Source organism: Mycobacterium sp. NGS50 (genome assembly GCF_059812545.1).
The window spans coordinates 15,491-36,381 of the sequence record NZ_JCALCW010000043.1; the positions used below are offsets into that span (position 1 = coordinate 15,491).

The 20,891-nt window shown below is 68.5% G+C and carries 22 protein-coding genes; 13 read left to right on the forward strand and 9 right to left on the reverse strand.

Annotated features, from left to right (window positions below; genetic code table 11):
- Positions 1–15: 15 nt before the first annotated feature.
- Positions 16–510 carry a thiol peroxidase gene (tpx, locus tag AC5Y36_RS22880; protein WP_500043257.1) on the forward strand — a complete coding sequence of 165 codons (495 nt, stop codon included), beginning with the start codon at positions 16–18 and terminating at the stop codon, positions 508–510.
- Positions 511–662: 152 nt separating this feature from the next.
- Here the strand turns inward: tpx and AC5Y36_RS22885 are convergent, their stop codons facing one another.
- Positions 663–1,436 (reverse strand): enoyl-CoA hydratase/isomerase family protein, encoded by a 774-nt coding sequence (locus AC5Y36_RS22885; protein WP_500043258.1) that lies wholly within the window; start codon positions 1,434–1,436, stop codon positions 663–665.
- A gap of 23 nt (positions 1,437–1,459) precedes the next feature.
- On the opposite strand from AC5Y36_RS22885, the gene AC5Y36_RS22890 reads away from it, so the two are divergent.
- The 5 genes from AC5Y36_RS22890 (at position 1,460) to AC5Y36_RS22910 (ending at position 6,902) form a co-directional block, all read left to right on the forward strand.
- On the forward strand, positions 1,460–1,843 hold the full coding sequence (locus tag AC5Y36_RS22890) for an NYN domain-containing protein (protein ID WP_500043259.1): 384 nt from the start codon (positions 1,460–1,462) through the stop codon (positions 1,841–1,843).
- A gap of 2 nt (positions 1,844–1,845) precedes the next feature.
- On the forward strand, positions 1,846–2,664 hold the full coding sequence (locus AC5Y36_RS22895; protein ID WP_500043284.1) for a helix-turn-helix domain-containing protein: 819 nt from the start codon (positions 1,846–1,848) through the stop codon (positions 2,662–2,664).
- A gap of 64 nt (positions 2,665–2,728) precedes the next feature.
- Positions 2,729–3,544, forward strand: a complete 816-nt coding sequence (locus AC5Y36_RS22900) for a class I SAM-dependent methyltransferase (RefSeq protein ID WP_500043260.1) — start codon at positions 2,729–2,731, stop codon at positions 3,542–3,544.
- Between the two features lie 129 nt (positions 3,545–3,673).
- Positions 3,674–5,911, forward strand: coding sequence for an NADP-dependent isocitrate dehydrogenase (locus tag AC5Y36_RS22905; protein WP_500043261.1), 2,238 nt, complete (start codon positions 3,674–3,676; stop codon positions 5,909–5,911).
- Between the two features lie 19 nt (positions 5,912–5,930).
- Positions 5,931–6,902, forward strand: coding sequence for an NAD(P)-dependent alcohol dehydrogenase (locus AC5Y36_RS22910; protein ID WP_500043262.1), 972 nt, complete (start codon positions 5,931–5,933; stop codon positions 6,900–6,902).
- Between the two features lie 82 nt (positions 6,903–6,984).
- On the opposite strand, the gene AC5Y36_RS22915 is transcribed toward AC5Y36_RS22910, so the two are convergent.
- The 3 genes from AC5Y36_RS22915 to AC5Y36_RS22925 are packed head-to-tail and all read right to left on the reverse strand — an operon-like array spanning position 6,985 to position 9,968.
- Positions 6,985–7,998 carry an NADP-dependent oxidoreductase gene (locus tag AC5Y36_RS22915; RefSeq protein ID WP_500043263.1) on the reverse strand — a complete coding sequence of 338 codons (1,014 nt, stop codon included), beginning with the start codon at positions 7,996–7,998 and terminating at the stop codon, positions 6,985–6,987.
- A gap of 43 nt (positions 7,999–8,041) precedes the next feature.
- On the reverse strand, positions 8,042–8,731 hold the full coding sequence (locus tag AC5Y36_RS22920) for a phosphorylase family protein (RefSeq protein ID WP_500043264.1): 690 nt from the start codon (positions 8,729–8,731) through the stop codon (positions 8,042–8,044).
- 58 nt (positions 8,732–8,789) lie between these two features.
- Positions 8,790–9,968 (reverse strand): PucR family transcriptional regulator, encoded by a 1,179-nt coding sequence (locus tag AC5Y36_RS22925; RefSeq protein ID WP_500043265.1) that lies wholly within the window; start codon positions 9,966–9,968, stop codon positions 8,790–8,792.
- A 181-nt stretch (positions 9,969–10,149) separates the two neighbouring features.
- Here AC5Y36_RS22925 and AC5Y36_RS22930 point away from each other — a divergent pair, with 181 nt between their 5' ends.
- Positions 10,150–11,361, forward strand: a complete 1,212-nt coding sequence (locus AC5Y36_RS22930) for an acyl-CoA dehydrogenase family protein (protein WP_500043266.1) — start codon at positions 10,150–10,152, stop codon at positions 11,359–11,361.
- Positions 11,362–11,368: 7 nt separating this feature from the next.
- On the opposite strand, the gene AC5Y36_RS22935 is transcribed toward AC5Y36_RS22930, so the two are convergent.
- Positions 11,369–11,596 carry a hypothetical protein gene (locus tag AC5Y36_RS22935; RefSeq protein ID WP_500043267.1) on the reverse strand — a complete coding sequence of 76 codons (228 nt, stop codon included), beginning with the start codon at positions 11,594–11,596 and terminating at the stop codon, positions 11,369–11,371.
- A gap of 83 nt (positions 11,597–11,679) precedes the next feature.
- Between AC5Y36_RS22935 and AC5Y36_RS22940 the strand changes: the two genes are divergently transcribed.
- Positions 11,680–12,276 (forward strand): class I SAM-dependent methyltransferase, encoded by a 597-nt coding sequence (locus AC5Y36_RS22940; RefSeq protein ID WP_500043268.1) that lies wholly within the window; start codon positions 11,680–11,682, stop codon positions 12,274–12,276.
- Between the two features lie 2 nt (positions 12,277–12,278).
- On the opposite strand, the gene AC5Y36_RS22945 is transcribed toward AC5Y36_RS22940, so the two are convergent.
- Positions 12,279–12,929 carry a maleylpyruvate isomerase family mycothiol-dependent enzyme gene (locus AC5Y36_RS22945; protein WP_500043269.1) on the reverse strand — a complete coding sequence of 217 codons (651 nt, stop codon included), beginning with the start codon at positions 12,927–12,929 and terminating at the stop codon, positions 12,279–12,281.
- Positions 12,930–13,004: 75 nt separating this feature from the next.
- Here AC5Y36_RS22945 and AC5Y36_RS22950 point away from each other — a divergent pair, with 75 nt between their 5' ends.
- Both AC5Y36_RS22950 and AC5Y36_RS22955 read left to right on the forward strand, forming a co-directional pair.
- Positions 13,005–13,394, forward strand: a complete 390-nt coding sequence (locus tag AC5Y36_RS22950) for a TA system antitoxin ParD family protein (protein ID WP_500043270.1) — start codon at positions 13,005–13,007, stop codon at positions 13,392–13,394.
- A 15-nt stretch (positions 13,395–13,409) separates the two neighbouring features.
- Complete coding sequence (locus tag AC5Y36_RS22955; RefSeq protein ID WP_500043271.1) at positions 13,410–13,988, forward strand: ATPase; 579 nt, start codon at positions 13,410–13,412, stop codon at positions 13,986–13,988.
- Between the two features lie 3 nt (positions 13,989–13,991).
- On the opposite strand, the gene AC5Y36_RS22960 is transcribed toward AC5Y36_RS22955, so the two are convergent.
- The 3 genes from AC5Y36_RS22960 to AC5Y36_RS22970 all read right to left on the reverse strand — a co-directional run bounded on the left by AC5Y36_RS22960 (position 13,992) and on the right by AC5Y36_RS22970 (position 18,102).
- Positions 13,992–14,684, reverse strand: a complete 693-nt coding sequence (locus AC5Y36_RS22960) for a cutinase family protein (protein ID WP_500043272.1) — start codon at positions 14,682–14,684, stop codon at positions 13,992–13,994.
- A gap of 85 nt (positions 14,685–14,769) precedes the next feature.
- Positions 14,770–17,208 (reverse strand): PGRS repeat-containing protein, encoded by a 2,439-nt coding sequence (locus AC5Y36_RS22965; RefSeq protein WP_500043273.1) that lies wholly within the window; start codon positions 17,206–17,208, stop codon positions 14,770–14,772.
- 297 nt (positions 17,209–17,505) lie between these two features.
- The gene (locus AC5Y36_RS22970; RefSeq protein ID WP_500043274.1) at positions 17,506–18,102 is read right to left on the reverse strand and encodes a cadmium resistance transporter; all 597 of its coding nucleotides are present in this window, start codon (positions 18,100–18,102) and stop codon (positions 17,506–17,508) included.
- 143 nt (positions 18,103–18,245) lie between these two features.
- Here AC5Y36_RS22970 and AC5Y36_RS22975 point away from each other — a divergent pair, with 143 nt between their 5' ends.
- The 3 genes from AC5Y36_RS22975 (at position 18,246) to AC5Y36_RS22985 (ending at position 20,887) form a co-directional block, all read left to right on the forward strand.
- Positions 18,246–18,866: a dihydrofolate reductase family protein gene (locus AC5Y36_RS22975; RefSeq protein WP_500043275.1), complete on the forward strand. Its 621-nt coding sequence runs from the start codon at positions 18,246–18,248 to the stop codon at positions 18,864–18,866.
- Positions 18,867–19,079: 213 nt separating this feature from the next.
- A complete protein-coding gene (locus AC5Y36_RS22980) occupies positions 19,080–19,841 on the forward strand; it encodes a dienelactone hydrolase family protein (RefSeq protein ID WP_500043276.1) in 762 nt (253 codons plus the stop codon).
- 29 nt (positions 19,842–19,870) lie between these two features.
- Positions 19,871–20,887 (forward strand): TIGR03617 family F420-dependent LLM class oxidoreductase, encoded by a 1,017-nt coding sequence (locus AC5Y36_RS22985; protein WP_500043277.1) that lies wholly within the window; start codon positions 19,871–19,873, stop codon positions 20,885–20,887.
- Positions 20,888–20,891 lie beyond the last annotated feature (4 nt).

Consider the following 20,891-nt stretch of genomic DNA (forward strand, 5'->3'; position numbering starts at 1 on the left):
TGGCAGACTAGGTGCATGGCACAGATTACGTTGCGTGGAAATGCGATCAATACGGTTGGTGACCTGCCCGCGGTGGGGGCTTCGGCTCCCGCGTTTACGTTGACCGGCACCGACCTCGGCGCTGTCAGCAGCGGGCAGTTCGACGGCAAGGCGATGCTGCTCAACATCTTCCCGTCCATCGACACCCCGGTGTGCGCGACCAGCGTGCGTACCTTCAACGAGCGCGCCGCGGCCAGCGGGGCCACCGTGCTGTGCGTGTCGAACGACCTGCCGTTCGCACAGAGCCGGTTCTGCGGCGCCGAAGGAATCGAGAACGTCAAGGCCGCCTCGGCGTTCCGGGACAGCTTCGGCGGCGACTACGGCGTCACCATCGCCGACGGTCCGATGGCCGGGCTGCTGGCGCGGGCGGTCGTGGTGATCGGGGCTGACGGCAAGGTCGCCTACACCGAGCTGGTGCCCGAAATCGCCCAGGAGCCCAACTACGACGCGGCACTGGCAGCACTGGGCTAGGTCGTTCGCCGCGCGTCTCGCACGCCGGCGAGAATCGCCCGGATCAGCCGGTCGCGACGCCGGCCACCCGCCACGCCGCGAGAATGCATCGTGGGACGAAAAGTCCGAGTGGTGGCGTACCTGGCTGCAATCTCGGCGGGATCAGGCGCGGGTCAGCGACCCCGCCAGTCCGGCCGGCGCTTGTCCTGCCAGGCGCGCAGTCCCTCGCTGACGTCCTCGGTCGCTCCGGCTACCTTGCGCATGGTCTCCCCGAACCGCACCGATTCGGTCCAACCCATATCGGCACTGCGCCACGCGACCTCCTTGGTTGCCCGCTGCGCCAGCGGAGCGGCCTGTGTCAGGGTGTGGGCCCACTGCCGGGCGGTCGACTGCAACTCATCGGGCTCGACAAGCTTCCACACCAGGCCGACCTCCTTGGCCCGTTGCGCACTCATCGGCTGTCCGGTCAACAGCAACTCCATGGCGTTGGCCCACCCCAGCCGCTGCGGCAACCGGATGGCTCCGACGATGGTGGGAACCCCGATCGTCACCTCCGGGTAGCAGAACACCGCGTCGGTGCTGGCAATCACGAAGTCGCAGAACAACACCCCGGTCAGCCCGTAGCCCACACACGGCCCGTGCACCGCGGCGATGGTCGGCTTGAACAGCTCCATGCCGGACTCGAAGGAGTTGACCGTCGGCTTTTCCCAGAACGTGCCGCCGAACGTCCCGACCGAACCCTCGCCGTCCTTGAGGTCGGCGCCCGCGCAGTAGACATCGCCATTGGCGGTCAGGATCCCGACCCAGGCATCGACATCGTCGCGGAACCGGTCCCAGGCGGCGTTGAGGTCGGTGCGCAATGCGCCGTTGATGGCGTTGCGCGCGTCGGGGCGGTTGAGGGTGATGGTCGCGACGTGGTCGTTCAGCTCATAGGTGACCAGGCTCATTTCTGCACCGTACCGTCGGAGGCGTGCGGTGGATCGTTGACGCGATGAACGTGATCGGTGCGCGCCCGGACGGCTGGTGGCGGGACCGTCGCGGGGCGATGGACCGGTTGGTCGCACAGCTCGAACGCTGGGCACTGGCCGAGGGACGGCAGGTCACGGTGGTGTTCGAGCACCCGATGTCCCCGCCGATCCGATCCGCGGTGGTGCAGATCGGTGAGGCGCCCCGCGCCGGGCCCAACTCGGCCGACGACGAGATCGTGCGCCTGATCGGTATCGATGACCGACCGGCCGAGATCACCGTCGTCACCTCGGACAGCACGCTGGCCGGGCGGGTTCGCGCTGCCGGCGCGTCGACCCATCCGGCGACCAGCTTCCGTAACCTGATCGAGCCACCCGGGGACCGATGAGCGTGCCGAGCCCGAGACGGTATCGGCCCTGTGCACCGCTGGCCGACCACATCGACTTCTTCGGGTACTGGGACCGCGGCGGGGGCGGCACCCACCGCAGCCGAGCGCTGCCGCGCGGCGCGGCGACCATCATCATCGATGTCAGCGGCCGGCCGGACGTGGATTTCTTCGATGTGGACGGTCACACCCGGCTGAGCGTGCCGCCCGCGTTCATAGCCGGCGCCGGCACCGCGTCCTACGTGACCGGCATCGACTCCGCGCAGACGGTCATGACGATTCACTTTCGGCCGGGTGGTGCTTTGCCCTTCGTGGGAATGCCGCTGGGAGAGTTGACCGATTCCTGCGTCGGCCTCGCCGAGTTGTGGGGCCGCGAGGCGACGATCCTGCGCGACGGATTGACACACGCCCCGACGGCTGCCGCCCGGGTCCGCCTGCTCGAGGCGTTCCTGCTGAACCGCATGCGGCCTGACGCTTTTCCGCCGCATCCCGATGTGTCCGCGGTGATGGAAGGTGTCGAGCGCACCCCGTCGATGCGCGTCGCTGACGCCGTCGAGCTTACCGGACTGTCGCCCAAGCGGCTGATCGCCCTGTTCCGCGCACAGGTCGGGCTGACCCCCAAGGCCTACGTGCGGGTTCGCCGCCTGCAGGCTGCGTTGAGGCGCCTGGACACCGCCGAGACAGGTGGTGCTGAGATCGCGGCGGAGCTCGGGTACTTCGATCAGGCGCACTTCGTGCGCGAGTTTCGGTCCTTCACGGCGACCACCCCGACCCAATACCTGCGGCGACGCTCGTGGCTGCCCGGCCACGTCGATCTCATGTGAGGGCCCGGGGTGAGCGGCAAAAATATCCAAGCCGACCGCGCACCTCGTCCCACATGATGGCGTCATGTACCGCACCCGCGAAGCGGTGGCCGGCACCGCCATCCTGGTAGCCGCGATCCGCGCCAAGGAATCGGCCCGCGACGACGCCTTGTTCAGCGACCCGTTCGCGGACCGATTGGCGGGGGAGCAGGGCCAGCGGATGCTGGCCGCGGCGGTGGCCGGGGCCGGGGAACAATCCACCTGGCAAATCGTGGTCCGCACCCGCTTCTGGGATGAGGCCCTGCTGCGCGCGGGGATCACGCAGGTCGTCATCCTGGCCGCCGGCATGGATGCCCGGGCCTACCGGCTGTCCTGGCCCCAGCACACCACCGTCTACGAGGTGGACCAACCGGCGGTGATCCAAGCCAAAGCGGATCTGCTGGCCGATCACCAGCCACGCTGTCGGCGGGTGCCGATCGGCATCGACCTCGCCGACGACTGGCCCGGCGCACTGCTGGCGGGGGGCTTCGACGCGAGGACACCGAGCGTCTGGCTTGTCGAAGGCCTGCTGCAATACCTCGACGAAGACGCCGTGCGCACGCTGTTTCGACGCGTCGACGCGCTCTCGGCGCCCGGCTCGGTGCTGCTGTACGACGTCGTCGGCAAGACACTGCTGGACGCGGCCTTTATGGCCCCGCTGCTGCAATCCATGGCCCGCCAGGGCTCACCATGGCTGTTCGGCTCGGACACACCGGGGGCATTGGCAGAAGACCTCGGCTGGTCGGCCGTGGTGACCGACGTGGCCGAACCGGGTACCCGGTGGAACCGGTGGTTTGCGCCGGTGGCGCGGGCAGACGAGCCGGACGCGCCGCGGGGATACTTCGTCGAGGCGACCAGGTAAGCCCGTTCAGCCCGAAAATAGACAACCCCGGCGCGTGTGTCGCAGCGCGTCACGCGATACTGGTAGCCGCCGTGACAACGCGGATCGCCGCAAACATCGTGATCGACAGTGACGCCGGGAGAGCAAAGCATGAGCGCCGAGCAGCCGACCATCATCTACACGCTGACCGACGAGGCGCCGCTGCTGGCGACTTACGCGTTCCTGCCCGTTGTGCGAACGTTCGCCGAACCGGCCGGCATCGACGTCAAGGCCAGTGACATCTCGGTGGCGGCGCGCATCCTGGCCGAGTTCCCCGATCAGCTCACCGAGGACCAGCGGGTGCCGAACAACCTCGCCGAGCTCGGCAAGCTGACCCAGCAGCCGGACACCAACATCATCAAGCTGCCCAACGTGAGCGCTTCGGTACCGCAACTGGTGGCCGCGATCCGCGAGCTGCAGGGCAAGGGCTACCAGGTGCCGGATTTCCCGGAGAATCCCAAAACCGAGGAAGAAGAGGAGATCCGCAAGCGCTACTCGAGCGTGCTCGGTAGTGCGGTGAACCCGGTTCTGCGGGAAGGGAACTCAGACCGCCGGGCGCCCAAGGCGGTCAAGGAGTACGCGCGTAAGCACCCGCACAGCATGAGTGAGTGGTCGATGGCGTCGCGCACCCACGTGGCCACCATGAAGCACGGCGACTTCTACCACGGTGAGCAGTCGATGACCGTGGACCGCGCCCGCGGCGTCAAGATGGAACTGGTCGCCGACAGCGGCAAGACGACCGTGCTCAAGCCGCAGGTCTCACTGCTGGACGGCGACATCATCGACAGCATGTACATGAGCGTGAAGGCGCTGCGCGAGTTCTACGAGGAGCAGATGGAGGACGCGCGCAAGACCGGCGTGATGTTCTCGCTGCACGTCAAGGCCACGATGATGAAGGTCAGCCACCCCATCGTGTTCGGGCACGCGGTGAAGGTCTTCTACAAGGACGCCTTCGCCAAGCACCAGCAGCTCTTCGACGAGTTGGGCGTCAACGTCAACAACGGGCTGGTCGATCTCTACGACAAGATCGAGTCGCTGCCCGCCTCGCAGCGTGAGGAGATCATCGAGGACCTGCACGCCTGCCACGAGCACCGTCCCGAGTTGGCGATGGTCGACTCGGCCAACGGCATCTCGAACTTCCACTCGCCCTCGGACGTGATCGTGGACGCGTCGATGCCGGCGATGATCCGGGCCGGCGGCAAGATGTACGGCGCCGACGGACGGCAGAAGGACACCAAGGCCGTCAACCCGGAGTCCACCTTCGCCCGCATCTACCAGGAGATCATCAACTTCTGCAAGACCAACGGCGCCTTCGACCCGGCGACCATGGGCACCGTTCCCAACGTCGGCCTGATGGCCCAGAAGGCCGAGGAGTACGGCAGCCACGACAAGACGTTCGAGATCCCCGAGGACGGTGTGGCCAACATCGTCGACCTGACCACCGGCGAGGTGTTGCTGAGCCAGCGGGTCGAAGCCGGCGACATCTGGCGGATGCCGATCGTGCGGGACGCGCCGATCCGCGACTGGGTCAAACTCGCCGTCACCCGGGCGCGGCTGTCCGGGATGCCGGTGGTGTTCTGGCTGGACCCGTACCGGCCGCACGAGAACGAGCTGATCAAGAAGGTCCAGACCTACCTCAAGGATCACGACACCGAGGGTCTGGACATCCAGATCATGTCGCAGGTGCGGGCCATGCGCTACACCTGCGAGCGGCTGATCCGCGGCCTGGACACCATCGCCGCCACCGGCAACATCCTGCGCGACTACCTCACCGACCTGTTCCCGATCCTGGAATTGGGCACCAGCGCCAAGATGCTGTCCATCGTGCCGCTGATGGCCGGCGGCGGGCTGTATGAGACCGGGGCCGGCGGTTCGGCGCCCAAGCACGTCAAGCAGCTGGTGGAGGAGAACCACCTGCGCTGGGATTCGCTGGGCGAGTTCCTGGCCTTGGGCGCCAGCCTGGACGACCTGGGCCGCAAGGCCGACAACCCGCAGGCCACGATTCTGGCCAAGACGCTGGACGGGGCGATCGGTAAACTGCTGGACAACAACAAGAGCCCGTCGCGCAAGACCGGTGAGCTCGACAACCGGGGCAGCCAGTTCTACCTCGCCATGTACTGGGCGCAGGAGCTGGCCGCCCAGACCGAGGACGAAGCGCTGGCCAAACACTTTGCCGCGCTGGCGGACTCACTGGCCGCCAACGAGGAGGCCATCATCACCGAGCTGGGCGCGGTGCAGGGTGCGCCGGCCGATATCGGTGGCTACTACAAGCCGGACGCCGAGCTGACCGCCGCGGTGATGCGGCCCAGCAAGACGTTCAACGCCGCACTGGCCGCCGCCGCAGACTGACCGACCTAGGCTGAGCTGCATGAAAGCCATGGCGCAGCGAAGCTGGACGGTAGGGGAGCGGCTGGAACTGCTGGAGTTGCCCACGCCCGTGCCGGGGCGCGGCGAAGTCGTGGTGTCGGTTCAGACCATCGGGGTCAACCCGGTGGACTGGAAGATGCGCAGCTCCGGTCCGCTACGACTGGCGGCGCGCCTGCTGGGGCCCAAACCGCCGGTGGTGGTCGGCGTCGACTTCGCCGGCGTCGTCGACGCCATCGGCCCCGGGGTGACCCGCGTCGGGCCCGGTGACCGCGTGGTGGGCGGCACGAATTTCGCGCGCGGACAGCGGGGTTCGTATGCCGACACCGTGCTGGTGCGCGAAGACCAGCTCTGCCGGCTTCCGGATTCGGTAGACATCGCCGTCGCCGGCGCCCTGCCCATTCCCGGTGTCACCGCGTGGATGTCGGTGGTGGAGCTGGGCCGGATCCGCGCCGCACAGCCCGATGAGCGACGGGTCCTGGTGCTGGGGGCCTCCGGTGGGGTCGGCCAGCTCGCCGTGCAGATCGCCAAGCTGGAGGGCGCCTTCGTGGCCGGGGTCTGCTCGACGGACAACGTCACGATCGTGGAGGATCTGGGGGCCGATGTGGTGCTGGACTACCGCCACGCCGACCCGCTGGAGCAGGCGCGAGAGCACGGCCCGTTTCATGTCATCGTCGACTGTGTGGGCAGCTATTCGGGTTTCGGCTGCCGGGCCCTGCTGTCGCGGCGCGGCCGGCACATCATGGTGGCCGGCGACGAACCCGGCGCCGCCGCGCAGGTTCTGCTGCCCCCGTTCAAGTCCAAGAGTCTGCTGGGCAGACCGACCGGCGCGCGCCTGGAGCCGCTGGTGGACGCGATCGCCGCCGGCACGCTGCGGGTGGCGATCGCGCAGAGGCTGCCGCTGACCAGCGCCGAGGAGGCCCACCAGCTCAGCCAGACCGGCCGGATGACCGGGAAGCTGGTGCTCGAACCCTAAGTGCCGAGATTGCAGCCAGGGACGTTGCCACTCGAACTTTGGCTACCTGTATGCAATTTCGCCGCTGGGTGGCGGCGAAGCGTCAGTCGGACACCTTCACGACGAGCTTGCCGACGTTCTTGCCGTCGAACAGCATGTTGATCGCGGTCGGCAGCTGCTCGAAGCCGTCCACCACCGTCTCCAGCGGCGTCAGCTTGCCCGCGGCGATCAACCCGGCGATCTCGGTGGTCGCCTCGGGGGCCTTGTCGAAGTGGTCGAGGATGATGAAGCCCTGCACCGTCGCCCGCTGCACCAGCAGGTTCGCGAATGCTTTGGGGCCGGGCGGCGGGTCGGCGTCGTTGTAGCCGGAGATCAAGCCGCACAACGCGACCCGGGCACGGATGTTCAGGCGCGCGAAGATGGCGTCCATGATGTCGCCGCCGACGTTCTCGAAATCGACGTCGATGCCGTTGGGTGTCGCCGCGGCCAGCTGATCGGCCCAATCCTCGGCCCGATGGTCCACGGCGGCGTCGAAGCCGAGTTGCTCGGTGAGCAGGGCGCACTTCTCCGGTCCGCCGGCGATACCGACGACGCGCGCACCGGACGCTTTGGCGAGTTGGCCGGCCACCGACCCGACCGCCCCGGCCGCTGCGGAGATGACAACCGTCTCACCGGGCTGCGGTTTGCCGATCTCGCGGATGCCGACCCAGCCGGTGACCCCGGTCATCCCGAGCGCACCGAGGTAGGCGCTGGGGGAGACGCCGTCGGCGATCTCGATCGGCATCAGCATGGTGTTCTCGGAGATGACGACGTATTCCTGCCAGCCGACGAAACCCGAGACCGTCTGGCCGACCGGGAAGGCCGGGTTGTTCGACGCGATCACCACACCGAGGCCACCGGCGCGCATCACCTCGCCGATACCGACCGGTGGCAGGTAACTGGGCATGTCGTTGATCCAGGCCCGGTTGGTGGGATCGAGCGAGATCCACTGGACACGCACCAGCGCCTCGCCGTCGCCGATCTCGGGGATCGCCGCTTCGGTGAGGGAGAAGGTGTCGGGGCCGATGCGCCCGCTGGGGCGCTCGCTCAGCAGGAATTGGCGATTGCGATCTGGCATGACCGCACGCTACCTTGACCGGATTCGTGGCGAGTGGCCAGCGTCACCCACGCTGTTGGTCGACGGCCTTCACGGCCGCCGCGGCGGCCCGGTTGGCCGCCAGCGTGCTTCCGTGTGCCAGCCGGATCAGCCGGGGGAGGGCGCCGGGATGCCGGAGCAGATAGCGGATCGCCGCAGGAATATCGGCCCTGCCGTCGGGCCGGCCGAGCCCGGCGATCTGCGCATCGACACTGCCGTCGCCGGCGCGGTCACTGATCGCACGCACCACCGACCAAGGCACACAGCGGGTTTCGCAGATGCCTGCGATCGCGGCGGTCTCCATGTCGAGCGCGACGACGCCACGGGCCCGCAGGTCGGCATGTGCGGCGGGGTCGAGGACCAACTCGTCGGTGGTCCATATCGTCCCGTGTGCCTCAACGGGATCGAGTGGGCCGGGCCGGTACACCGAGCCGTCAGCGCTGTCCAGAACCAGTTCCGGTATGACCAGTGTGCCGATCGGGGTGGCGTTCTCGATAGCGCCGGCGATGCCCACGACGATCACCCGCTCGATGTCGACCGCGTCAAAGAGCCGGGCCGTGGCCGTCCGCGCGCGTGCCGTGCCGATCCCGGTGACGATGGCGATCACCGCGCGCTCGCCGATACGGCCGGCGTACCCCAGATCGGTCCGACGAAGTCTGAGGTGGCGGCGCAGTGGCCGCAGCTCCATCGCCATGGCGCAGACGAAGGCGATCACGCTGCCCCCGTGTCGATGTCGCGCGATGCCATGACGGCAATCCTAGGCAGAGATTGCATCACGCCAGGGCGATCACCAGATCCAGGACGCGATCGGGATCGTTCAGGTCCTCACCGAGGATCTCGCGGATCCGGTCCATCCGATAGCGCACCGTCTGGGTGTGCAGCAACAGGTGCTGAGCGACGCTCTCGCGGCGGCCCTGGTGCAACAGCCAGGCGCGCAGCGTTTCCTCGTAGCGTTGCCGGGTGCCGCTTCGCAGGTGGTCGAATGGCGCCAGCGCGGCGGCGCGTTGCCGCTCCCGGGTCTGGGCGTCGGCGTGAATCACCAATGCCCCCAGCGATTGCTCGGTGTCGATGGGCCACGACTCCGACGCGCAGTGCTTCCACGCGCGAATAGCCAGCGCCGCGGAGTACTTGACGTCTTGCCACGGCTGTTCGGGGCCTACCGCCGCATGGACACCGGCGAGGCGACGCAGCAGAACGGTCCGCGGTGCCGCGGCCGTGACCGGCGTCAAGAGCGTAGTTAAACCGGAACGTTCGGGGCCGGGCAGCAGGTCGTCGCCCGCACGCAACGTGCGGTCGTCGAGCAACGGGACGACATTGTGGCTATCGGCGCGGAGAAGGACGATCGCCAGCATGGTGTCCGGCGCCGGCCAGCCCGCCAGCCGGGCACTTTCGACGATCTCCTCGCGGCCGGCGCCCAGCAGCAGCTGCTCGGCGAGCTGTTCGCGCTGGCGCTGGCGTCGCCAGCTCGCGGTGGCCAGTTCGTCGGCGTGGCCGCTGACGCATGCGTCGGCCAGATCGTCCAGGTAGTCGAAATGCAACTCGGCGAAGCGCACGATATCCGCGGTGTTCATGTCGTGGTCCTGCACGATGGTGCTCCAATGCCGCCAGGCGACACGGGCTCCGAGCCGGAACGCGGCGTTGAGCGAGTCGATGGGCCGCCCGATGTGCGCCTCGTATTGGCCCAGGTTGAAGGCCGCTTGCTGCACTGCCGCAAGGTCGACGGTTTGCCGGTCCGGCCCGGGCCCGCAAGCCGTACCGAGGAAACCGCCCAACATGGTGTTGATGGCGGCCTGGGCGCGGGTGCCCAGTTCACCGTGCAGGACTTCGGCGTAGATCGGCAGCTGGGTGGCCACGGCATCCACGATGTCGGTGGTGGCGGTGTGCAGTATGCGGTAGAGCGCGGCTGCGGTACCGGGCGGGACCAGCGGCGAACGCGCCGCATCAATACTCATTCCGTCAGTATGAATTACTGGCAGAATTCACCCCGCGCGGCCAAGCGATTGTGCTCCCGGTGCGGTGAGACTGGAACCGGCGATGCCACTCGTCGGCGCCTGCGCGGGCTGTGCACCGGCCGGGTGGGGCCGCCCGAACACCGCATGACCTGCAAACGAAGACATATCAGGGGGAGCAACAATGTCGTTCTCAGTACAGCCCAGCGACGACGTGATCGAGGTGCGCGATTGGGTGCACCAGTTCGCCGCCGAGGTCGTCCGCCCGGCCGCCGCCGAATGGGACGAGCGCGAGGAGACGCCGTGGCCCGTCATCCAGCAGGCCGCCAAGATCGGTCTGTACTCGCCCGACCTGTTCATCGCCCAGGCCGCCGAACCCTCCGGGCTGGGCATCCTGACGGTGTTCGAGGAGCTGTTCTGGGGTGATGCGGGCATCGCGCTGTCGATCCTGGGCACCGGCCTGGCCGCGGCGGCCCTGGCGGGCAACGGAACTCCCGAACAGTTGGGCCAGTGGCTCCCGGAGATGTTCGGCACCGCCGAGGAACCCAAGCTCGGCGCCTTCTGTTCCTCCGAACCCGACGCCGGCTCCGACGTCGGCGCCATCCGGACGCGGGCCCACTACGACGAGGCGACCCGTGAATGGGTGCTCAACGGCACCAAGACCTGGGCCACCAATGGCGGTATCGCCAACGTGCACATCGTGGTCGCGTCGGTGTATCCGGAGCTGGGCTCGCGCGGACAAGCCACGTTCATCCTCCCGCCCGACACTCCCGGGCTGGCCCAGGGACAGAAGTTCAAGAAGCACGGCATCCGCGCCTCACACACCGCCGAGATCGTCCTCGATAACGTCCGCCTGCCCGAGGATCTGATCCTCGGTGGCCGGGAGAAGTTCGAAGAACGCGTCGCGCGTGTCAAGTCCGGATCGTCCGCGGGGGGACAGGCCGCGATGAAGACCTTCGAACGCACACGCCCGACGGTCGGGGCGATGGCGGTGGGGGTGGCGCGCGCCGCCTACGAGTATGCCCTCGAATACGCCTGCCAGCGTGAGCAGTTCGGCCGCAAGATCGGCGAGTTCCAGGCCGTCGCATTCAAACTGGCCGATATGAAAAGCCGTATCGATGCGGCCCGGCTGCTGGTCTGGCGGGCGGGCTGGATGGCGCGCAACGGGATGGCCTTCGACAACGCGGAAGGCTCGATGGCCAAACTGTTCGCCAGCGAGACCGCCGTATACGTCACCGACGAGGCCATCCAGATCCTCGGCGGCAACGGCTACACCCGCGACTACCCGGTCGAACGGATGCACCGCGACGCCAAGATCTTCACCATCTTCGAAGGCACCAGCGAGATTCAGCGGCTGGTCATCTCACGGGCACTGACCGGCCTGGCGATCCGCTGAGCGATCGTCAGCGGAACGTCTCGTCGAACAGGTCGAGCATCGCCCGCCAGGACCGCTGCGTGGACAGCGCATCAAAGCGCAGCCCGGGGACCTCGATGACGTCGACGTGGGGGTGACCGGGGCCCTCGTGCGCGATGAGAACTGCGGGGCATGGGCCCTGGCCGGCCGGCACGGCAACACGGCCGATCATCGTTTTGCCGTCTGCCTGGTACTCGATGTCGGTGGCGGTGGTCATGGATGCGTGTGTATCACCAGCGCCATCGGCGGACCCGGGTGTTCACCGCGAGCGAAGGCCGCGACAGCCCCTACAGTTGGGTGATGCGCAAACCTCAACGGCCGCGCTGGAATCACAACATCCACTATCACCAGATCGTGCTTGACGCGGTCCCCGCGCGGGCGCGCTCGGCGCTGGATGTCGGTACCGGAAACGGCTTGTTGGCGGCCGATCTCCGCCGACGCCTCCCCGATGTCGTGGGGATCGATGTCGACGACTGCGTCTTGGATTCGACGCGCCGTGAGCGGGGCGATATCGAGTGGATTCTCGGCGACGTCATGACCTACGGCTTCGACCGGCGATTCGACGTTGTGGCGTCGGTCGCGGCCCTGCATCACCTGCCCGATCTGCCTGCCGCGCTGCAACGTTTGGCTGACCTCACGGCCCCGGGCGGTGTCCTGGTGGTGATCGGCCTGGCGCGATCCAGCCGGCCCAAAGACTTTGCCCTCAACGTACTGGGCGCGATTCAGCACCGGTGGCTGTCGTGGCGGCGCGGCTACTGGGAGCACAGCGCCCCGACAGTGTGGCCACCTGCGCACACCTACGCGCAGGTTCGGCGCTGTGCCGGGGTGCTACCCGGCGCGCGCTGGCAACAGCTGCCGATGTTCCGGTACGCGCTGATCTGGAATCGACCGGTCTGACGTCACACGTGGCCCCCGAAGGCGCCGAGCGCCTGCACATGAGCGTCCTCACCGCTGACTGTGACGTCGGTGCGCGCTCGTCGTCCCGACAGCCATCGCACCAGGTCCGCGCAGGTGCCGGCCAGCGTCACCGTGGGCCCCGACGCGGGGCCGACGGACCACTGGGAGTCCCCCTCGGCGGGGATGACCGTCACCCGGATTCCGGTGGGCAGCTTCTTGAGTTGATAACGCAGCAGCAGCGGAAGCGCGTGCACAAGTGTGGCCGGCGCCGGATGGGCGAAACCGTGGTGGCCGATGAGGTCGTCGTGATGCGTCCAGTACTCGAACAGCGACAACGGCGCGACTCGAGGCCGCAGCAGCAGCCCCGGAATGGGGCGACGCAGCCGGTCGACGAGTTCGGCGAAGCCGCGACCGCGTTCGATGCGGATGGCGTTCTCGACCATTTTCGGCGTACCCCTTACCGCAACGCCACGCGCCACCAGGGATCTGGCGATGAAAGTCGTTGCGCCCCCGATACGTTCTTCCCCGACGAGGTGGGCCGCCAGCTCCAGCGCCGTCCACTCACCGCACGCGGTGCGACCCGCTGCACCGGCCTGGGTCAACGACTCGGCGAGCGCGGCACGCTCGGCCCTGACGTCGTGGCTGATCGTCATGAGCATCAGTGTGCACGGGCGTGTAGCATTTTGCTATAGGTCGTTACAATATGCTACGAGACGGGATGATTGTTGATGCCTGAGACTGCGGATCGTGTCACCAGGTTCGCCGCGGACCTGGTGGACAGTGCGGCCGCCGAGGGCGCCCGCCAAAGCAGGTCGGCCAAACAGCAGCTCGACCACTGGGTGCGGGTCGGCCGTGCGGTGTCGGCCCTGCAGACCGCGGCGCGCAGCAGAGTCGAGGCGGCCTTGGCCGGCGAACTGGACACCGGCGAGTTGACCGTCGAGGAAGGCGTGGTTTTCAACGCGGAGATCTCGGCGTCCATTGAGGAGAGCCTGGCGCGGACCAACTACGGTGACGTGCTGGCCGCCCGCGGCGTCACCACCGTGGCCCTCGACGACCAGGGCCGACTTGTCGAGTACCGGCCGGATGGCAGCTCGACGGTCATCGAGACTTCCCGCTGACACCGACGGGCAACCATGAGACGGCTCGATCTGGTCGTCGGCCCCAACGGCGCGGGCAAGTCGACCTTCGTGGCGCTGACGTTGGCGCCGTTGCTGCCGGGTGCGGTGTTCGTGAACGCCGACGAGATCGCCAAGCGGCGCTGGCCCGACGCCATCGCCGTCCACGCGTACGACGCCGCCAAGGCGGCCGCGCAGACCTGGGCCAAGCTCATCGAACAGCGACGCTCGTTCATCGCCGAGACGGTGTTTTCCCACCAGTCCAAGCTCGACGTGATCCGCACCGCCCGCGACCACGACTACACCGTGATGCTGCACGCGGTCCTGATCCCCGAAGAGCTCGCCGTAGCGCGGGTGCGTTACCGGGTGGCCGCCGGTGGTCACGACGTGCCCGAAGACAAGATCCGTGAGCGCTACCACCGGCTGTGGCCGTTGGTCGCCAAAGCCATCGGAATGGTCGATGTCGCCACGGTGTACGACAACTCCCGCACCGCCGGGCCCAGGATTGTGGCCCAGTTCGCGGGAGGCGCGCCGATCGGCGATCTGGCCTGGCCGTCCTGGGCGCCGGAGAACCTGACCGGACGACGCAATAGTTAAGTGCTACAGGTGACTCGCGACGAAAGTCGCGGCCTGACCGGGCATCGGGGATTGCAGATAGGAAAGGTGTGCCGGGGAGACCATCTCGTCCGGTGTCGGGGGCGCCAGCGCACCGCCGGGCGTGCAGATCGGATCGCCGGGTGCACACAAGTCGATGGCCTTGGCCCCGTACCAGGGGCTGACCGCGTCGATCGGCGCCCCCAGATACCTGTCCGAAGGATTGCCGAAGACAGCTAGGGCGGCAACGTGATCCGCAACATCAGCCGATAGCGAGGCAGGGACGAACCCGGCAACGGGTGCTTGGGCGATGGTGATCAGATCGATCACCATCGCGCCTTGGGAGTATCCGCCCAACACCAGCTTGGTGTTGGGGCAGCTCGCCGCCATGGACTCGACGTGGGCGCTCGCATCGGTGGCGCCGGCGGATGCCGATGGGGCCCAGTCGTCTGTGGCGGGGTAGTTGACCGGATACACCGCAACGGCCTTTCCTCCGGTTTGGGAGCGCAGTGAATCGACAAACGCCTGTCCGACTCCGCCGATACCGGGCGGTTCGGAGGTGGCGCGCGCGAACGTCACCTCGACGTCGGGACAAGGCGCACCGGATGCCGGGGCGATATCGATCGATGCGCCGAGCAGCGCCGCCCCGCTGGTCACCACCGCAGCGCCCAGAGATCGGGCGATGTGCCGTCGGTTCACCCGTCAATGCTGACACATTCCGGCGGCAAAGGGATCCCCTCCGCTGCGGTACCGCCGGATGCGATGCCCGCGGGGTGAGGAACGGTTACCCAGTGGCGCCGGAGGTTCCGGCTGCGCCCGGGGTGCCCGGTGTGCCATCGGCGCCGCCGGGTCCGCCATCGCCGCCCGGCTGGCCGGGGGTGGAGATGCTGCCGTCGCCACCACGCCCGCCGGCTCCGCCGCTGCCGTCACCTTCCGGACCGACCTGGCCGCCGGCCCCGCCGTCGCCACCGGCGGCTCCGCGGGCTCCGTTTCCGCCGTCGCCGCCGGCCCCACCGTTGCCGCCTGACGTGGTGTTGCTGCCGGATCCGCCGTCGCCGCCGTTGCCGCCGGTGCTGAGGACAGCGTCGCCGGAAGCCGGGGTGGCGCCATCGCCGCCGTTGCCACCCCCACCACCGACGCCACCTGTCCCACCGTCGCCGGCTCCGCCGGTGCCACCGTTGCCGCCATTGCCACCGAGGAAGCCGGTGCCGGCTGAGTTGCCGTCGGGACCGATCGCGAAGTTGCCGTGGCCACCGTCGCCGCCGGTGCCACCGGTCCCGCCGATGCCGCCGTTGGCCGCCCCGCCGGTGCCTCCGGTTCCACCCTGACCGCCGGCCAGGCCGGCGGGGATGGTGGTGTTGAACACCGGCGTATTACCGAGGCCGCTGCCGCCATTGCCGCCGGCGCCGCCGTCGCCACCGTCGCCACCGGTGCCGGCACCACCACCGCCGCCGCCACCGCCACCGGCAGCGCCGAATCCCGCGGAGACGTCGCCCGCACCACCGGCGCCACCGTGGCCGCCGGTGCCGCCGTCGCTGGAACCGCCGTTGCCGCCGGCGCCGCCGTGACCGCTGGTGCCGCTGCCGACACCGCTGCCGCCGCCGGCGCCACCCGCACCGCCGTGGCTGGCGGCACCACCGTCGATGCCGTCGCCACCGTTACCGCCGATGCCGCCGTCGCCGCCGGCGTGCCCGCCGAAGACGGCGCTCAGGGCGCCGCTGCCGCCGGTGCCGCCTGCGCCCGCGGTGCTCCCGACGCCGCTGGCGGTGCCGCCCTGCCCGCCGGCCCCGCCGTCGCCGCCGTCCTGGCCGCTGAAGGCGCCGCCGATCCCGCCGGCCCCGCCGGTGCCGCCGTCGCCCGCGCTGCTCCCCGCTCCGGTGGCCATGCCGCCGTCACCGCCCGCACCGCCGGTATTGCCGGAGCCACCGCCCATCGAGCTACCGATTCCGCCGGTACCGCCGGCACCGCCGTCGCCTGCGCTGCTGTCGGCTCCGTTGACCGTGCCGCCGTCGCCGCCCGAACCGCCTACGCCGCCAACGGCGCTGCCGAACGCGGAGCCGATCCCGCCGGCGCCGCCCGTGCCGCCGACCCCGCCGGTGACGCTGTCGCCGGTGGCTGCGCCACCCTCGCCACCGTTGCCACCGATCCCGCCGCCGCGGCTATCGGAGAAACTGCCCACACCGCCGGCGCCGCCGGAGCCGCCAGCCCCTCCGGTCGCACCGTCGCCGGAGGCCGTACCTCCCTCGCCACCGTTGCCGCCGGCACCGCCGATACCGCCGACGGTGAATCCGCTGCCCCGGTGGAGGGCCGTGCCGCCGGTCCCGCCATCGCCGCCCGCGCCGCCGGTGCCGCCGTCACCGGTCGCCGTGCCCCCGTGACCACCGTTTCCGCCGGCGCCGCTGTCGCTGTACAGGTATCCGCCGAAGCCGCCGGCCCCGCCATTGCCGCCGGTGCCACCGTCGCTCCCGTCGGCCCCGGCCCCGCCGTCGCCGCCGTCGCCGCCGTTGCCCATGAAGTGGCCGCCGGCACCACCGGACCCACCGTCGGCGCCCACACCGCCGTCACCGCCGTCGCCGCCGTTGCCCAGCCATCCGCCGTTGCCGCCGGCCCCACCAACGACCCCGGCCTCGGTGCTGCTCCAGCCGCTCCCGCCGTCACCGAACAGCCACCCGCCGTTGCCGCCGGTCGGGTCGGCCTCGGTGCCGGCGCTGCCGTCGCAGATCAGGCCGCACGCGCCGTTGAAGGCGAACAACGGATTGATCGTGGCGTCGAACTGTTGCCCGGCCGTGCTGTTCAGCCACGTTTCCAGGGACTCGTGCAACGGCAGGTAGAAGTCTTGTTGGAAGGCCTCGGCGAGGGTGTTGGGGTCACCGAACATACCGGTAGCCTCGGTGGCGCCGGCGAGGCCGCCGGTGTCAGCCAATTGGTCACCGCCGCCGAACAACGCCGCGAAATCCACCGTCGAATACGCGCCGAGGGCCTCGGTCGCCCCGGGCAGCCCGGCATCTATCGCACCCCAGCTGCCGGGATCCAGCAGGCCGGCCCACGCGGTGGGGTCGAACAGATTCACGATCAGGTCGTCAAGGTCGGCGTGCACCACCGGGGCGCCGGCCAGCGAGCTGATTCCGAACGTCAGGACGGCGGCCGCCGAGGTGCCGAAGGCAACCATCCGGCGCCGCGAGCCGGTTTTCGGCGGTTCGATGCTTTCACGACGATGTGACATAGCGGGGTAACTCCAACCTGATTTTCAGACGGGCGAGCCCGTGGCAACGGCGACACGCTATCACCCGCACGGTCGGGAAAGAGCGCTGATCGGCAGATGAAATCGGGCAAGTTTTTCGGCCGTTCGCCGCATTCGGTAAAGCTGGCAGGAGGCTGACGGGTTGGTGCAAAACCCCTGCGCGCGAACGGCGTCCCGGATGCCGAGTTGTGCCCTTACGCCCAGCGGAGCGCGGGGGATCTATGAAAGCAACGAAAAGTGCCGTGCGGTGTTCGCTGACGCGCGGTCACGGCAACGCCGCTAGTACCCGGTGGTGATGAACCGCAGCGTTCCGGTGGTGATCAGGACGAGCGCCCCGATGACGACAAAGACGACCGGTACCACCCAGTGACTGATCCGCCCGAGGGTGGCCACGACAGCGCGGTGTGTGCCCAGCAGCGCGCCGAGAGCGCACCATACGCCCACCAGGACAAGGAATCCCGCGCCGGTGGTGATGGCGACCGGTACGTGCATGCTGCGGAAAAGTGGAGTGAACACACCGATGTTGTCGGCGCCGTTGGCGAACGTGACGGTTGCGATGCTGATGGTGCCGGCCGCCAGCTGCGGGGGATCCTGGCCGGGCCGGCGTAGGTGCCAGAGTCCGCGCACACCGAAGGCGATCGGCACCAACCCGAGCAGCCCCACCCAATGATCGGGGACCGTGCGCAGTCCGGCGGCGGCGGCCAGCGATATGCCGATCACGGCAACGAATCCGATGTATTGGCCGGCGACAATGACCGCGGCGCGGGGGAGGCCGGTGGCCCTGTTCGTGGTGAACAACGCCGTCACGATGATCAGATCATCGATGGTGGTAGCGACGAAGGCGATCAGCGCTGCCACGAGCAGGGACGACGACACGACCACCGACCCTAATGGGACGGGAGACGCGCCGCGGACCGCGACGCCCGCACCAAACTGGGTGCCGGTGCGGCGATGAGTCTGTCGTCGCCCGCCGGTCTACCCCATGACGGAGATAACCAACCAACGCATCGGAGTACGCCATGGGGCTCATCCACATCGCGCTGTTCGCAACCCTCGACCTGGTCGCGCAGGCGCCCGGCGGTCCCGACGAGGACCCGCTGGGCTTTGCGTTCGGCGGCTGGCAGGCCCCGATCATCGACCCGGTCGCCGAGGCTCAGGTTGCCGGCGCCTACGAGGGCACCGACGCCCTGCTGTTAGGCCGACGCACCTACGACATCTTCGCGGGGTACTGGCCGGACCAGGACGACGAGTTCGGCGCACTGTTCAACAGTGTCCCGAAGTATGTGGCCTCCCGCGGCAGACCGGACCTGTCCTGGTCCGGCACCAGTCAGCTCGGCCCGAACCTGGCCGGTGCGGTACGCGAGATCCGTGACCGACACCAGCACGTGAAAGTTGTCGGGAGCCTGAACCTGCTGCAAACCCTGTTGCGGGACAAGCTGTTCGACCGACTCGACCTATGGGTGCATCCGATCGTGCTCGGGGAGGGCAAGAAAGTGTTCGACGGCGGCGCGGTCCCCACCAACCTCACGCTCCTGGAACCGCCGGTGGCCGGTCCGAGCGGGGTGGTGTACCTGCGTTATGGCCGCGCCGAGGGCATCCCGGCCACCGGCGACATGGGCGCCCGCGACGCCGGTAGCTGACACGGGGAATCCGGGCGGCGATGGTCAAGAAGAAAATGAGTTGAGGGGATCGGGTTCGGGTTGATAGCGTGCGCGAGACCGCGACAGAACGCAAGGAGGTGAGACCCATGAACGCAACAACCCGGTGGGTGCTCCCACTCGTGTTCACGGTCGAGCGACAGACGTAGGTGTCGCCGGGAGCGCCCGAACAAGGCAATCCCGAAAGGCAGCGCCATGCAATTCACCTCTGAGACATCGTCGAACGGTGTCATCGAACGTCAATTCATCCTGGGTCAGATCACCGGTGTGCTCTGGTCGCCCACGTCCGGAAGCGCCGGGGCACCACTGCTGCTCGCAGGGCACTCCGGGGGCATGCATAAGAAGGCACCGGGCCTGATATCCAGCGCCCTCCACTGTGTGACCAGCTATGGGTTCACCGTCGCCGCCATCGACGCGCCCGGACACGGTGATCGGCCGCGCAATCGTGAGGATCAGCAGTGGGTCGATGCGATCCATCGGGCGCGGGCGGCCGGTGAGCCTATCGCCACGATCGCCAGCGACTACTGCATGTCGCTGGCGGACCGCGCGATACCGGAATGGCGGGCGACGCTGGACGCACTTCAGACGCTGCCGCAGATCGGGGTGGAGGCACCGATCGGCTACGCCGGCGTGACGTTGGGTGTGGTGACCGGACTGAGGTTGGCGGCGGTCGAATCCCGGATCGCCGCGGTGAGCTTCGGTGGGGTTCTCGTCACCGACTCCCTGATCGAAGCCGCGGCACGGATCACCATCCCGGTCGATTATCGGATTCCCTGGGATGACCGCGAATTCGACCACACCTCCGCGGTCGAGTTGTTCGACGCCTTCGCCTCGAAGGAGAAGACATTGCACGCCCACTCGGGCCTGCATCACCAGGTGCCCGACTACGAGCGCGACAACGCGGCGCGGTTCTTCGCCCGCCACCTCCGGCGGCGTACCGGGGCCGCTCGGGAGTGACGGGGGGCCTACGCGCGTAGGCTTTGAACGTGCACGTCGACGTGATGACCCTGCCACAGCATTTGGGCAAGATCGGCGAGTTGGCCCGGCGCACTCAGGCCGCGGGCTTTTCCGGCCTGCTGTTCACCGAATCCGGTCGGACCGCGTATCTGAATGCCGCCGTCGCATCTCAGGCCGCACCCGGTCTCGAACTCTCGACCGGCGTCGCGGTTGCGTTCCCGCGCAGCCCGTTCGTCACGGCGGCCACGGCGTGGGAACTGCAGGAGGCGACCGGCGGAAAGTTCCGCCTCGGCATCGGCACGCAAGTCCGTACCCATGTGGTGCGGCGTTACAGCACCGCATTCGATCATCCCGGACCCCGTCTGCGCGACTACGTCCTGGCCGTGAAGGCGTGCTTTGCCGCCTTCCGATCGGGGAAGTTGGATCATCACGGGGAGTTCTACGACCTCGACTTCATCACTCCGCAGTGGAGCCCGGGGCCGATTGATGCGCCGGACCCCAAAGTCGATATCGCGGCGGTGAATCCGTGGATGCTGCGGATGGCCGGCGAAGTGGCCGACGGGGTGCATGTCCATCCGCTCGGCGAGCCCGGCTATCTGACACGTCACGTCGTGCCCAAGGTCGCTCAGGGGGCTGAGAAGGCCGGCCGCGCACCGTCTGACGTTGCCGTCATCGTTCCCGCCATGACCATCGTGGGTGACAGCGACCAGGAGCGCCACAAGGAACGGGAGTTCGTGCGCGCCAGCATGAGCTTCTACGGCAGCACCCCGAACTATGCCTTCATCTGGGATGAGGCCGGATTCGAGGGCACCACCGCCCGTATCCGCGAGAAGCAGAAGGCCGGTGACTTCGCGGGCATGGCTTCGCAGATCACCGACGATCACCTTGCCGCTTTTGCGACCGAGTCGACGTGGGATGACTTGGCAGACAAGCTAAACGACAAGTACCTGGGAGTGGCGACTCGTCTGGTGTTGTACAACGCTCTCGGTGACCAGGAGCGCTTTGAGCGATATGGCGAGATCGCGCGCCGGATTTCGAGCGGATAGCCCC

Coding starts and splice junctions, on each gene's coding strand:
- tpx (WP_500043257.1), top strand. CDS start 16: ATGGCACAGATTACGTTGCGTGGAAATGCGATCAATACGGTTGGTGAC.
- AC5Y36_RS22885 (WP_500043258.1), bottom strand. CDS start 1,436: ATGAGCCTGGTCACCTATGAGCTGAACGACCACGTCGCGACCATCACC.
- AC5Y36_RS22900 (WP_500043260.1), top strand. CDS start 2,729: ATGTACCGCACCCGCGAAGCGGTGGCCGGCACCGCCATCCTGGTAGCC.
- AC5Y36_RS22905 (WP_500043261.1), top strand. CDS start 3,674: ATGAGCGCCGAGCAGCCGACCATCATCTACACGCTGACCGACGAGGCG.
- AC5Y36_RS22910 (WP_500043262.1), top strand. CDS start 5,931: ATGAAAGCCATGGCGCAGCGAAGCTGGACGGTAGGGGAGCGGCTGGAA.
- AC5Y36_RS22915 (WP_500043263.1), bottom strand. CDS start 7,998: ATGCCAGATCGCAATCGCCAATTCCTGCTGAGCGAGCGCCCCAGCGGG.
- AC5Y36_RS22925 (WP_500043265.1), bottom strand. CDS start 9,968: ATGAGTATTGATGCGGCGCGTTCGCCGCTGGTCCCGCCCGGTACCGCA.
- AC5Y36_RS22930 (WP_500043266.1), top strand. CDS start 10,150: ATGTCGTTCTCAGTACAGCCCAGCGACGACGTGATCGAGGTGCGCGAT.
- AC5Y36_RS22935 (WP_500043267.1), bottom strand. CDS start 11,596: ATGACCACCGCCACCGACATCGAGTACCAGGCAGACGGCAAAACGATG.
- AC5Y36_RS22940 (WP_500043268.1), top strand. CDS start 11,680: ATGCGCAAACCTCAACGGCCGCGCTGGAATCACAACATCCACTATCAC.
- AC5Y36_RS22945 (WP_500043269.1), bottom strand. CDS start 12,929: ATGACGATCAGCCACGACGTCAGGGCCGAGCGTGCCGCGCTCGCCGAG.
- AC5Y36_RS22950 (WP_500043270.1), top strand. CDS start 13,005: ATGCCTGAGACTGCGGATCGTGTCACCAGGTTCGCCGCGGACCTGGTG.
- AC5Y36_RS22955 (WP_500043271.1), top strand. CDS start 13,410: ATGAGACGGCTCGATCTGGTCGTCGGCCCCAACGGCGCGGGCAAGTCG.
- AC5Y36_RS22965 (WP_500043273.1), bottom strand. CDS start 17,208: ATGTCACATCGTCGTGAAAGCATCGAACCGCCGAAAACCGGCTCGCGG.
- AC5Y36_RS22975 (WP_500043275.1), top strand. CDS start 18,246: ATGGGGCTCATCCACATCGCGCTGTTCGCAACCCTCGACCTGGTCGCG.
- AC5Y36_RS22980 (WP_500043276.1), top strand. CDS start 19,080: ATGCAATTCACCTCTGAGACATCGTCGAACGGTGTCATCGAACGTCAA.